10 protein-coding genes are annotated in these 12938 nt (G+C 44.9%); 6 read left to right on the forward strand and 4 right to left on the reverse strand.

Going from position 1 to position 12938, the window contains the following annotated elements:
- The first annotated feature begins 1 nt into the window (after position 1).
- Positions 2-1144, forward strand: a complete 1143-nt coding sequence (locus CW735_RS01720; RefSeq protein ID WP_100970798.1) for an HDOD domain-containing protein — start codon at positions 2-4, stop codon at positions 1142-1144.
- 112 nt (positions 1145-1256) lie between these two features.
- Here CW735_RS01720 and CW735_RS01725 read toward each other — a convergent pair whose 3' ends face one another.
- Positions 1257-2546: a lytic murein transglycosylase gene (locus CW735_RS01725; protein WP_100970799.1), complete on the reverse strand. Its 1290-nt coding sequence runs from the start codon at positions 2544-2546 to the stop codon at positions 1257-1259.
- Between the two features lie 198 nt (positions 2547-2744).
- Here CW735_RS01725 and mrcB point away from each other — a divergent pair, with 198 nt between their 5' ends.
- Positions 2745-5120 (forward strand): penicillin-binding protein 1B, encoded by a 2376-nt coding sequence (mrcB, locus tag CW735_RS01730; RefSeq protein WP_100973148.1) that lies wholly within the window; start codon positions 2745-2747, stop codon positions 5118-5120.
- Positions 5121-5358: 238 nt separating this feature from the next.
- Here mrcB and CW735_RS01735 read toward each other — a convergent pair whose 3' ends face one another.
- The 3 genes from CW735_RS01735 to CW735_RS01745 all read right to left on the reverse strand — a co-directional run bounded on the left by CW735_RS01735 (position 5359) and on the right by CW735_RS01745 (position 7922).
- Positions 5359-5643 carry a hypothetical protein gene (locus CW735_RS01735; protein WP_071978432.1) on the reverse strand — a complete coding sequence of 95 codons (285 nt, stop codon included), beginning with the start codon at positions 5641-5643 and terminating at the stop codon, positions 5359-5361.
- Positions 5644-6055: 412 nt separating this feature from the next.
- Entirely contained in the window at positions 6056-6976 is a 921-nt protein-coding gene (locus CW735_RS01740; protein WP_100970800.1) for a DUF808 domain-containing protein, read from the reverse strand.
- 112 nt (positions 6977-7088) lie between these two features.
- Positions 7089-7922 carry a hypothetical protein gene (locus tag CW735_RS01745; protein ID WP_100970801.1) on the reverse strand — a complete coding sequence of 278 codons (834 nt, stop codon included), beginning with the start codon at positions 7920-7922 and terminating at the stop codon, positions 7089-7091.
- A 254-nt stretch (positions 7923-8176) separates the two neighbouring features.
- Between CW735_RS01745 and glnK the strand changes: the two genes are divergently transcribed.
- The 4 genes from glnK to CW735_RS01765 all read left to right on the forward strand — a co-directional run bounded on the left by glnK (position 8177) and on the right by CW735_RS01765 (position 12937).
- On the forward strand, positions 8177-8515 hold the full coding sequence (glnK, locus tag CW735_RS01750) for a P-II family nitrogen regulator (protein ID WP_071978435.1): 339 nt from the start codon (positions 8177-8179) through the stop codon (positions 8513-8515).
- 32 nt (positions 8516-8547) lie between these two features.
- Entirely contained in the window at positions 8548-9795 is a 1248-nt protein-coding gene (locus tag CW735_RS01755; protein ID WP_071978436.1) for an ammonium transporter, read from the forward strand.
- Positions 9796-9965: 170 nt separating this feature from the next.
- On the forward strand, positions 9966-11684 hold the full coding sequence (gene ggt, locus CW735_RS01760; RefSeq protein ID WP_071978437.1) for a gamma-glutamyltransferase: 1719 nt from the start codon (positions 9966-9968) through the stop codon (positions 11682-11684).
- 317 nt (positions 11685-12001) lie between these two features.
- Complete coding sequence (locus CW735_RS01765; protein WP_100970802.1) at positions 12002-12937, forward strand: Dyp-type peroxidase; 936 nt, start codon at positions 12002-12004, stop codon at positions 12935-12937.
- The last annotated feature ends 1 nt before the right edge of the window (position 12938 follow it).

The raw sequence follows: 12938 nt of genomic DNA on the forward strand, positions 1-12938 counted from the left end.
GATGTCTAATAATCAGGTGCTCATTGTTGATGATGAACAATTGATTTTAAAATCGTTAAAGAGGGCGCTGAGAAGGATAGCGCCATTATGGACGGTCCATCTTTATGAGTCTGGCCAAGAGGCGCTTAGCGATCTTAAAAGTGGTGTCATTCAACCAGATTTGGTCATGTGCGATAGGCTGATGCCTGGAACGCGTGGCGACGATGTGTTGCTTGAATGTAGAATGCATAATCCAGAGGCAATTAGACTATTAATGACTGGCGACACTCGCATTGATATAAAAGAGATTGTTGCTTCAAATGTACATATCTATATCTCAAAACCTTTCGAGCACGATGATATTAATAACGTGTTTAACAGGGTTATTCGTCTTAAGGCGCTTCCCCTAAACATCGATATAAGAAGAGCGCTCGGTCGGTTGGAACATCTTCCAGTACTAAACGAAACCTGCCAAAAACTAGACGAATTGTTCAAAAATCAAAATGTCGAACTTAGCGACGTCGCCAAGGTAGTAGAAACAGATCCTACGTTAGTAGCGGTAGTTTTGCAGGCTGCTAACTCACCATTTTTAGGCTTTCGCACTCAAGTGTCGTCTATTGATAAGGCGGTAAAGCGAGTTGGCTTAAATACGATAAAATCTATTGCTATTGCTTCAAGTCTGGGTGAAACATACGATGTCAACGATTCGCGATTTCGCGACATTGTTGAGCACGCTTTTGCCTCAGCATTTATCGCTAGCAGGTTAATGCGGTTAAGAGAGTTTCCAAGCGAGCAAGCCGAATATGCGTTTTCAATGTGTATGCTCGCTTGCATTGGTGAACTCTATTTAATTGGTTCGCCCGACACTGTCTACAACGAGGACTTGCAGCAAGCGTCGCAACCTCTAAGTGCGCTTATTACCTACTATTTGCTGACATTGTGGGGTATTGAAGAGCGCTTAGTTGAAGATATCTTTCGAGCCTCTAGTGAGGTGAAGTGTTCGGGTCACTTTTCTGAGGTATTTTATTTGGCACGCCGTTTAGCCCATGAGCCCATCGAAAATAACCTTGCCGATTTGCCGAGCAATGGTGATAGAAGGGCCGGTGACTACGCTTTCGTAGCACAATGGCGAGATGCAATAAGCGCTTTTCAAGAAAGCTCTTAAGGCAAGGCCAAGTGATTTCTAAACTTTTTACACAATTCCATTAAGCGCTATACAAAACCCGCATCACAGATAATAGCCGCGCGTTCTAGTAAGCGAAGGCGCGGCTTTGTCATTATGAAGAGCGTTTTTCTAGCGAAATATCTAATGCATTCATCACATCAAGCCCGGGAAAACCATCGGCAATCATCTTATTTGCGAGCTGGTAATTGCGGATCCCTTCACGTGTGGCAGGCCCAATAATTCCATCGGGCTTACCTACGTCAAACCCTAATGTGTTTAGCTTTCCTTGCAGAGCAATGATGTCTTTTCGGCTATACGCTGGAAGATCTGGAAGAGGTGCTTGAATACCAGACGCTCCGGATATTTTATCTGCCAGTACACCAACAGAAATGGCATAAAACTCTGAGTTATTCCAGCGCATGATCACTCTGAAATTTTTATAAGCAATAAACGCGGGCCCTTGATGACCAGCTGGCACAATCACATAAGCAGACGTGTCAGCGTTACCAAGCTCGCTGCCATCGGTGCGCTTTATGCCAATGTCATTCCATTCACTGAGAGACTGGCGGTTTTTGTAGCCCGAAAGTTGGTAATTAAAGTCATTGGGTAGCTGTACTTCACGCCCCCATCTGAACCCTGCCTCCCAACCTAAGTTGGAAAGGAAGTTGGCGGCGGAGGATAGTGCGTCTTCCTCACTGGCCCAAAGGTTAATTTGCCCATCGCCGTCGCCGTCAATAGCGTAATGGGTATACGCCGATGGCATAAATTGAGTGTGCCCCATAGCCCCTGCCCACGAGCCTACCATTTCTTCACGATTTAGCTTTTCTCTCTCAAAGAGCTTAACAGCCACTAAAAACTCTTGCGTGAAATAACTACTGCGGCGCTTGTCACAGGCAAGAGTGGCAAGTGAGTCGAGCACCGGCATTTTGCCTTTGTAGTTTCCAAAGTTTGTTTCTAAGCCCCAAAAGGCTAGCAAATAGTGAGGAGGAACACCGTATTTGTCATTGAGCTTTTGCAATAACGTTTTGTGTTTTGCATACATTTCCTTACCTTTATTGGTGCGCCATTCAGTAACACGTTTACTGAAGTAGCCTGGAAATGTTTGCACAAACTCAGGTTGGCTTCTGTCGTATTTTATTACGTTATCTTGATGAACGAGAGATGGAAAAATAGCGTCAATGGTTTGCTGACTTACTCCTTGTTGCTGCGCTTTTTGCTCAAGAGCCGAGGTGCAACTGGCAAAGTCATCGTTTGCACTGACATACGATGCAGAAAAGCTTGAAAACAGAACGGCTAGCGAAATTGCAGAAAAAGCACGGGAAAACACGGGTACAGACAAACGTGATTTGAAAACCTCCGCTTTTGAAGAGGCGGAGGCAGAGAATAGTGAAACTAAGCGCATAGTAAATTTCCTTTGATACTTGTTTGCATGCTATCGCATAGTGACTGCAAAGTGCGAGCAAAATTCCATATGGCAGTTTTGTTTAAACTGAAGACCTTGTGTTTAGCAGTTGTTGCGCAGCGGGTGCGGTGGTAATGTTCACTCCATAAATTTAAGGACCGGTAAGTGAAAGCACTTACTATTTTACGGCGCTTTATCGTGGCAAAAAGACAATCGAAGAAAACCTCAGCAGCAAGCAAGACAACCAGTAAAGGCAAATCGAGTCGTAGTGCATCAAATAACGAGAAAAATGGCAAGCGTCGATGGCTTTTCAGCGCTTTTTGGCGCCTGTCACTTGTTGGGCTTGTTGTATTCGCGGCCTATGCGTTTTATCTCGACGCTCAGATAAAAAAGGGCTTTTCTGGTAATAAGTGGGAGGTCCCAGCTCAAATATTTGCCCGTCCATTGCGCCTGAGTAAAGGCGAGGAAATTACTCCACAGGAAGTTATTGATGAACTAAACTTGCTGGGTTATCGCAGGGTAACCTTTGCGAATGATAGCGGAGAATTTAGCTATCAAAATCGAGTGCTAACAGTTCAGCGCCGAGCATTTCAATTTCCAGAGGGTGCGGAGCCTCTTCGTCATTTGGTGGTAAGCTGGAACGGCGCGAGAGTGTCAGAAATTTACGACAAGACTCAAGAGCGCGAGTTTGGCTCTGTGAGATTAGAACCTTGGCTGGTGACAAGAATGACAAGCGGCTCGAGAGAAGATCGTATGTTAGTGTCACTAGATACCATTCCTGAGCTACTTCCCAAAGCGCTTACCCTTGTTGAAGACCGAAACTTCTATAACCACCACGGCGTCGCACCCTTATCAATTATACGGGCGTTATTGGCTAATATTGCCGCAGGTAGAACTGTTCAAGGTGGCAGCACGCTTACTCAGCAGCTAGTGAAAAATATGTTTCTTACTCGAGAACGCTCGTTGGTGAGAAAAGCGAAAGAAGCCATTATGGCGGTGATTATCGATGCCAGATACAGTAAATCAGAAATCATAGAGGCATACCTAAATGAGGTCTTTCTAGGTCAGAACGGCGACATGGCGGTGCACGGTTTCGGGCTTGCCAGTTATTTTTACTTTGACAGACCCGCTAACGAGCTAAGCGTGCCAGAAATCGCCACCCTAGTTGCTATCATCAAAGGTCCTTCTTACTACAACCCTCGTAAATACGCTGAACGGGCAAAAGAACGACGAGACTTAGTGCTTCGTGTGTTGTTTGATGAGAACGAGATCGGCAGAGAAGAGTATGAACGTTATATTAATATGCCGCTTGGATTGGCAAGTGGAGCAAGCTTAGCCAGCGGTAAGCACCCCGCGTTTATGGAGCAAGTTCGCAGAGAGCTTGACGAAATATTGGCAGAGCCTAGCTTGAGAGACTCTGGTGTAAAGGTATTTACCACACTCGATATTGTTGCCCAGCGCCGAGCTGAACGCGCAATGTCCAGCACATTAGACAGCCTGCAAAAAGACAGAAAAGCGACACTACAAGGCGCAATGGTTATTACCGATAGCGCAAGTGGTGAGGTAAGAGCGATTGTGGGAGATCGAAATGTTTCCTATAACGGGTTCAACCGCGCATTAGACGCTCGGCGTCCTATTGGCTCACTTGTGAAACCCGCGGTTTATTTGTCGGCTCTAGAAGATCCAACGCAGTTTAATTTGGCCACACCCCTAGAAGATAGGCCAATTACCCTTGAGAGCAAAAACGGCAAGCCGTGGTCTCCAAAAAATTATGACAAAGAGTTTAGAGGGCAAGTGCCTCTATTGCAGGGGTTAACCGAATCACTCAACATTCCAACAGTAAATTTAGGTATGCAGGTAGGGCTAGATACTCTCGCTGATACCATTAAACGCCTTGGTGTGAAATCGCCGTTAGATGAGGTGCCTTCAATGACGCTCGGAGCGTTTGAGCTCACACCATTTGCCACCAATCAGATGTACCAGACCCTGTCTAATGATGGTCGCTACATTCCTCTACACACAGTTACATCGGTAGTGACTGCCGAAAACGCGTTGCTATGGAAAAAAGCGGAGTTTTTCTCTCAGCGTGTAGATGAAGCAGCAACTTACCTATTGAACTATGCACTTTACAAGGTGACCACCGAAGGCACCGCAAAGCGTATAGGTGCTACATTTGGTAAAATTAATATGGCGGGCAAAACTGGGACGACTGACGATTATCGAGATAGTTGGTTTAGCGGGTTCGATAGGAACCATGTCGTCACTGTGTGGGTAGGTAACGATGATAATAAAACGGTTAACTTAACCGGGGCTGGAGGTGCGCTTCCCGTTTTTATAAATTATATGAAGTCACAGGCGCCAAAGTCGTTATCTAGGCGTTTTCCAAAAGGTTTAGGTATTGCACACTTTGATGCTAAAACCGGTGCAGTAGTTGTGGCTGGGTGTGCAGGCAGTCTAAGCGTGCCAGCAATTCTAGATGTGTTACCTACTCCCGAGCAAGATTGCTCAGGGCGACCTGTTGGCAGTGATAAAAAGAATAAAAAGAAGAGCTGGTGGGAGCGGATCTTCGGATAAAAATGCTCCAGTAAGAAGAGAGCTAACAATGCAAACATATCAATATGCAGGTTGCGTACTCTCTTCCACCGGAGCTAGGGCCCAAGGAGGCAGGGAAGGCTAGGGGAACAAAACTGTTTAATGGCCTTTCTGGAAAAATATGCGTGCTGTTGAAAACGCAATAGCACTCACGGCAAAAGCAATAAAAGGACCGAGTACAAGCATAAATAATGTACTGCCAGTAATCATAACTCCCTCCTTACGCGTCGTTATCATCGGTCGTTTCAGGTGAGATAGGCGTTATTGTAATATCTGCCAGTAGTGTAGTTGCTTCGTTCGCATCAGGCTCAAATGTATGACTAGCTGTGATAACGTCATAGGCAATATTTATTGAAGTTTCTTGTCTTACTTCCTCAATGGCGCTGGCCACTAAATAATCGGTTTGTGATTGCAACCCAGCAACATTGTCGTTGGCCATTGCAGAAGCACTTAGTACGCCAGATGTTAATATTAATGCAGTGAAAAGATTTTTACGGGTAAACATAACTTTTTCCTTTTAATAAGAGTTGAACACTGCACTAAAATATACTGCCTGGCAGCTTTCGATTTTCTCGACCCTAAAGTTTTAGGTCGTTATCAAGTAACTATTTTTCTTTGTATCTTTCGATATATCTTTCTTTGCGAGTGTTGTGCCACTTTTTATTTTGTGTTTAAAATATTGATTTATAATGATTTATTTTGTGTGGGATAAAAGGCGGTTGTAGAGAGTAGAATGTGTGAAACCAAAATTTAGTGGTTTTGAAAGTTGGTTGGTTAAATTAACCAACTTGTGAGTGAGGATGGTTTTAAAGAGTTGAAAGGTGGCTTTTGTGCCCTTCACCAAAAACGAAGTAGAAGAGATAAGAGAGCACGTCGTTTGAAAAGCGCGCTCTAATTTGATGCTGATTAGTTTTTGATTAGGAAGCTGAGCGCAAGCGCGATATCAATGTCACTGCTAAAACAACAACCGCTCCTGCTAACATGCCTACAACGCCATCGGCTAAAATAGACATCGCGAAGTCTGCGCTAGGCACTAATTGGGTTGCCCATGCCGTAACGTGGTGTAAAACGCCAATACTGTGCGTTAGGATACCCCCACCTACTAAAAACATTGCAATAGTACCTACCACTGCCAATGTTTTCATAATGGCGGGAGCCGCAACAAGTAAGGCTCGTCCGATAATGCGTTGCAAAGTATTCATGCTTCCTGTTAATGACTTACGCAGCATGTAAAGTCCAACGTCATCCATTTTTACAAGGCCGGCTACTAAACCATATACGCCTAATGTTATAGCCAAACTCAGTGCGACCAATACACCAACCTGTGTGGTCAAAGGCGCTTCGCTTACTGTGCCTAAAGCAATAACAATAATTTCGGCTGATAAAATAAAGTCTGTTCGTATAGCGCCTTTTATCTTTTTTTGCTCGAAAGCCACCATATCAACGTCTTCGTGAGCAATGGCATCTATTCGTGCCTCTCGCTCTTGCGTCTCATCACCGTGTGGTAGGTATTTATGCAGCAGTTTTTCAGCTCCCTCAAAGCATAAGTAAAGCCCGCCTAGCACTAACAGTACGGTAATGAGTGACGGTACAAAGGCACTAATTGCTAGGGCTGCAGGCACTAATATCGCTTTATTTAACAACGAGCCTTTTGCTACCGCCCACACAACGGGTAATTCTCTGTCTGCTTTAATTCCTTGTACTTGGTCTGCATTAACCGCCAAATCGTCACCCAAAACGCCAGCGGTTTTTTGTGCCGCCACTTTTGACATGGTGGCAATGTCGTCCATTAAGGTGGCAATATCGTCAAGTAAGGCAAGTAAATTAGCTCCAGCCACAGATTATTCCTTGTTAAATTATTATGTAGTCAGAATACGTCGTTACGCCAATGCTTGGCAACACAACAATTCCGTAGCGTTGTTTACAAAAGGGGGCAAACGTCAATGCGCCCTAATTTGTTTGCTCATCACCTTCAGGTGTCTTGTTTATTCGGGCTTCGATAAAGCGCTGATGACCGTTTCTGTCAGAGCATTTCATCGTGCCGCCAGCCCATCCACTCAATGTCGTGAGGATTTTATTGGTAGTGCCAGTACAGTTTACGATTTTTTCTGGACGCTGATTGTATAATTCTTCATCTCTGTCTTCGCCTTTTCGAAGGTCGAAAATATCGGGGCTTCTTTTTTTCGTTGCATAAGACGAGGCCGCATTAGCAGATTCTTCGCCAATACGCGCTTTGTTATAATTATCTAGATATTCCGCTGCTGCTTGGGCGCTAGACACCTTTAAACGACCCGCCTGACGATTTGCCTGCTGTTTTTGTATCAATTTTTTAATAGGAACCTCCGGTGCGACAGAAGGATTTTGGCTTGTTTGTATATCTACAGGTGGCGATTGTGCAGGTGGCTCGGGTGTCACCTTTTCTATTTGTCTTTCAGTGCTAGCGGGTTCTTGCTCAGCCGGTGAGGTCAATACGCTTCTATCCTCACTTCCAATATTCCCAGAGTCCTCTTTACTTTCAATATTATTAATGGGTTGCGTTCTATCTACGCTGGGCGATGGTCTAAAAAGTACGGCTTTTATTGTGGCTGTTGAGGGGGAGTTAGCTATTGTCGCTTTCTTTTTTTCAATGCCGTGTTGGCTTAGCAAGATGATAATCACTACGCCACCTATATGAACACATAAAGATATCAATAGACCACGCCATGCGAAGTGCTGTTTGCGTGCATGGTCTTGAATTAGGCGCTCAGGCGCAAAAATCGAGGTGTAGTTCATTGTCATCGTCATTTACAGACCTACCTTTCAAATGATAGTTCCGCAGCATATTGAGTCACACCTGATTTATGTGAACTTTGTTCGCGTCATTTTTGGGCATAAGATTTCTTCCGCACCATTTTGGTGCATTGTTTTTGTCTTTTCACTCTCTCGTTATGATTATCTATCTGATTTATATGCATAATTATTTATGGCATACCTCTTGGTATACATTCCTGTAAGTACGCAATTTTTGCAGAATAATCACAATAAACTGGGAGCATCACATGAAATTAGTCACTGCTATCATCAAGCCATTTAAGCTAGATGATGTTCGTGAAGCCATTTCAGAAATCGGGATCGACGGTCTAACCGTGACCGAAGTAAAAGGCTTTGGACGTCAAAAGGGACATACAGAACTCTACCGCGGAGCGGAATACCAAGTAGATTTTCTACCCAAGGTTAAATTAGAAATTGCGGTCCAAGATGATCAGGTAGAGCGTTTGGTTGAAGCCATTGTTAGCGCTGCCAAGACGGGCAAAATTGGTGACGGCAAGGTGTTTGTATACGACCTTGAACATGCCGTTCGTATTCGAACTGGTGAGTCGGACACCGACGCGCTGTAAGCCATAACGATATATTTGCGGAGAAAACCATAATGGAAATCACTTTTGAACTTGGGTATGCGCTAGATACCTTTTACTTCTTAATTTGCGGCGCGCTGGTAATGTGGATGGCGGCAGGTTTTGCCATGCTTGAGGCCGGTTTGGTTCGAGCTAAAAATACCACTGAAATTCTAACTAAAAATATCTCTTTGTTTGCTATTGCATGCACAATGTACATGATTTGCGGATACGGCATTATGTATGGTGGTGGCGAATGGGGTCCTTTCCTAAGTGGCATTTTAGGTGACGGCGCAACAGACGTTGCGGAAGATCCTGCTACCTATGCGCCTTCTGCAGACTTCTTCTTCCAGGTTGTTTTCGTTGCTACTGCAATGTCTATCGTATCTGGCGCAGTTGCTGAACGTATGAAGCTTTGGGCGTTCTTAGCTTTTACTGTGGTTATGACTGGTTTCATTTACCCAATGGAAGGTGCTTGGACTTGGGGCGGTGAAGCAGTATTTGGTATGTATACGCTAGGTGACCTTGGCTTCTCTGACTTCGCAGGTTCGGGTATTGTTCACATGGCTGGTGCAGCTGCGGCGTTAGCTGGTGTGTTAATTCTTGGCGCTCGTAAAGGCAAATACACTGCTGACGGCAAAGTTAATGCGATTCCTGGTGCTAACCTACCTCTAGCAACGCTTGGTACGTTCATTTTATGGATGGGCTGGTTTGGTTTCAACGGTGGTTCTGTACTTGCTACTGCGACAGTTGAAAGCGCAAACTCTGTTGCTATCGTATTCATGAACACAAACGCTGCTGCAGCGGGCGGTACTATTGCGGCGCTTATCTTAGCTCGTATCTTGTTTGGTAAAGCAGATCTAACAATGGCATTAAACGGTGCGTTAGCAGGTTTGGTGGCGATTACGGCAGAGCCTTCTACACCAACTCCATTGGAAGCAACACTATTTGGCGGCCTTGGCGGTATTCTAGTCGTACTGAGCATCGTGGGTCTTGATAAGCTTAAAATTGATGATCCGGTAGGTGCTATCTCTGTTCACGGTGTTGTTGGTTTACTTGGTCTTCTACTTGTTCCAATCACTAACGACGGTTCAAGCTTCTCTGGTCAGCTTCTTGGTGCAGCAACTATCTTTGTATGGGTATTTGTAACTAGCCTAGTAGTTTGGGTAGCCCTGAAAGCGACAATGGGTATCCGAGTTTCAGAAGAAGAAGAGTTCGACGGCGTGGATATGAGCGAATGTGGTTTGGAAGCATATCCAGACTTCACCAGCGGTCGCTCGTAAGCTAACAATAAATACATATTGATGTAGGCGATAAAGCAACAACAATAATGCCTGAATAACATCTCTTAAGCCTCGCAATTGCGGGGCTTTTTTCGTTCTAGAATAAGCCTATGCGTATTGCAGGTAAGGCGCTACACTAATAAAGCGCTTTTCACTAAAAAGAGGCTTTTATGATAATAAAAATAAAGAGTTTACTGACTGTAACTTCACTTTTCATCACAGCGTTATGCGTTTGTTTCGGTATATCTTCATCATTTGCTTATGACAGAGTAACGGGTAAAGCATTTGCAAGCCGATCTGAGGTAATTGCGCAAAACGGAATGGCAGCCACGAGCCAGCCTCTTGCTACGCAAGTTGCATTAGATGTGTTAAAGAAAGGGGGAAGCGCGGTTGATGCAGCTATTGCCGCCAACGCCATGCTGGGTCTTGTTGAGCCTACAGGCAGCGGTATAGGTGGCGACCTTTTTGCTATTGTGTGGGATGCGAACGAAAAAAAGCTGGTTGGACTCAATGCATCGGGGCGCTCACCTCGTACGCTGACGAAAGCCGTATTTGCAGAACGTGGTTTTAACAAAATTCCCAAGTTTGGGCCGCTACCCGTATCTGTGCCAGGAGCGGTTGATGGGTGGTTTAAACTTCATGAAAAGTTTGGCAAGTTGTCCATGGCTGAGCTTCTTACTCCTGCCATTCAATATGCGAAAAATGGCTTTCCGGTTTCAGAGCTCATTGCGTATTACTGGCAAATGAACACCGATAGAATTGGTCATTATGATGGCTTTGCTGATACTTTTTTAATTGATGGGCGAGTACCCCAAAAAGGCGATATTTTCAAAAATCCTGGGCTTGCTGTTACCTATGAGAAAATTGCTACTGGTGGCAGAGATGCTTTCTACAAAGGGGATATAGCGCGCACTATTGATGCTTATATGGAAGCCCAAGGTGGGTTTCTTTCCTATCAAGATTTAGCGTCTCATACATCACAGTGGGTAGAGCCAGTATCCGCTAATTACCGTGGTTACGACGTTTGGGAACTGCCCCCTAATGGTCAAGGCATTGCAGCTTTACAAATACTCAATGTACTAGAGCGCTTCGATATTGAAGGAATGGGGTTCAACTCAGCTGATTATATTCACACCTTTGTTGAGGCGAAGAAATTAGCTTTTGAAGACAGAGCCAAGTTCTATGCCGACCCAGACTTTAACGATATTCCTGTAGACTGGTTGATATCTAAAGAGTACGCCAAAGAACGCCAATCACTCATTGATATGGAAAAGGCCGCCACTCGCGTTGATGCAGGGATTTATGAAGGCGACACCATATATTTAACGGTAGCAGACAAAGAAGGCAACATGGTGTCGCTAATACAAAGTAACTATCGCGGCATGGGATCAGGAATGACACCTCCAGGGTTGGGCTTTGTGCTGCAAAACCGAGGGGAAATGTTCACTTTGGAAGAGGGGCACTTCAATGAATATCGACCGGGCAAACGTCCGTTTCATACTATTATCCCGGCTTTTGTTACGCGTAATGGTCGCCCAGTCATGAGCTTTGGGGTAATGGGAGGTGGAACGCAGCCACAAATGCACGCCCAAATAATCGTGAATGTTCTCGACTTTGGAATGAACCTGCAAGAGGCCGGAGATGCACCAAGAATACTTCATAGCGGTTCAAGCAGCCCAACTGGAGAGCTCATGCTAGACGGGGGGTACGTAAGCTTAGAATCGGGGTTCAGCGAGGAGGTTCAGCGAGAGCTTATGGAAAGAGGACATACATTGCAGCGTGTGGTAGGTGCATTTGGTGGCTATCAAGCAATAGCCTGGGACGCTAAAAAAGGCGTTTACTTTGGTGCTTCTGAAAGCAGAAAAGATGGACAAGCAGCTGGCTATTAAGCACACTATTATTTGGTACGTATTAGCATAACCACTTATACGCAATACACAGTAAAAGGCTTTTGAAGGGCGTTACTGTGTTTTGCCGGTTATTTATGAATAACGGTGTTTAACGGTGAATAAAGCCGAGAACCTGTCAGCACAGTTGAGCACGCATGTTGCTATCACCCCGTTATTAGTTATAACCCGTGATTAGTTATAACCCGTGATTAGTTATAACCCGTGAGTAGTTATAACCCGTGAGTAGTTATAACCCGTGAGTAGTTATAACCCGTGTGTAGTTTTAAAAAGACTGATAAATAATAACAAGAGCAGCAATGACACAATCACAAAAAGGCATATGTGCAGAGCCAAATTTGCATGCGCAATATTTAATGCTCAACGTTGTCGATGACGACAGCGAAGCTGTTAGAGCCAAATTAGCCAGAGTGCTAGATATTTTCGAGCACTTTGAAAATGAGCACTATGAAGCCATGGTTACCGGTGTTATCGCTGTGGGAACAAGTTATTGGGCCGACGTGTATCCAGGTTTAATACCTGTGGAACTTGCCCCTTTTCCCGATATGCAATGTGAAGATCGTAGCGCGCCCACCACCCCTTGCGATCTGTTTATTCAAATACGAGCAGATAGGCTGGATATTTGTCACGCTGTGGGTATTGAAGTGATGGATTTATTGCGTATTCATGTTGAGTTGGTAGAGCAAATACGCGGTTTTCGTTATCTAGACGGACGGGATTTGAACGGTTTTCTCTATGCTACAGACAACCCAAGAGGGATGACCCGTCGAAAAGTTGCTGTTATCAGCGAAGACGATGACCCAGATTTCCAAGGCGGAAGCTATTTGCATGTACAGCGGTACAGACACGATCTCAGACGCTGGAATAGTTTATCTGAACGTCAAAAAGAACAGGTTATGGGAACAACCCAGCAGCATAATTTACCTAGTGTAGAGCAGTCTGCTTCATCCCATTGTGTGCGAGCAGTCAGTTCAACCGCAGGTGGAGACGAGCCAAGGCTGATGAAACAAGGCATGCCCTATGGTGATATGGCTTCGCAAGGTTTATTGTCAGTTTGCTGCAGCGCAAGTGCCCGCCCGTTTAAGCATATGTTACAGAGTCAAATATACGGTAATGGAGAAGGCGATTACGATAGGTGGTTGGACTTCACAAGCGCGGAGACAGGGGCTGCATTTTTTGCGCCTTCGGTAAATTTTATTAAATCGCAAGCGACTCTTTCAACAGACAGCACTTAAG

The organism is Alteromonas sp. MB-3u-76, assembly GCF_002831605.1.
In the GTDB taxonomy this organism is placed as follows: domain Bacteria; phylum Pseudomonadota; class Gammaproteobacteria; order Enterobacterales; family Alteromonadaceae; genus Alteromonas; species Alteromonas hispanica.

What these genes read in the sequence shown, in the direction of transcription:
- CW735_RS01755 (WP_071978436.1), top strand. Translation starts at nt 8,548, where the DNA reads ATGGAAATCACTTTTGAACTTGGGTATGCGCTAGATACCTTTTACTTC.
- glnK (WP_071978435.1), top strand. Translation starts at nt 8,177, where the DNA reads ATGAAATTAGTCACTGCTATCATCAAGCCATTTAAGCTAGATGATGTT.
- CW735_RS01735 (WP_071978432.1), bottom strand. Translation starts at nt 5,643, where the DNA reads ATGTTTACCCGTAAAAATCTTTTCACTGCATTAATATTAACATCTGGC.
- ggt (WP_071978437.1), top strand. Translation starts at nt 9,966, where the DNA reads ATGATAATAAAAATAAAGAGTTTACTGACTGTAACTTCACTTTTCATC.
- CW735_RS01720 (WP_100970798.1), top strand. Translation starts at nt 2, where the DNA reads ATGTCTAATAATCAGGTGCTCATTGTTGATGATGAACAATTGATTTTA.
- CW735_RS01745 (WP_100970801.1), bottom strand. Translation starts at nt 7,922, where the DNA reads ATGACGATGACAATGAACTACACCTCGATTTTTGCGCCTGAGCGCCTA.
- CW735_RS01765 (WP_100970802.1), top strand. Translation starts at nt 12,002, where the DNA reads ATGACACAATCACAAAAAGGCATATGTGCAGAGCCAAATTTGCATGCG.
- CW735_RS01725 (WP_100970799.1), bottom strand. Translation starts at nt 2,546, where the DNA reads ATGCGCTTAGTTTCACTATTCTCTGCCTCCGCCTCTTCAAAAGCGGAG.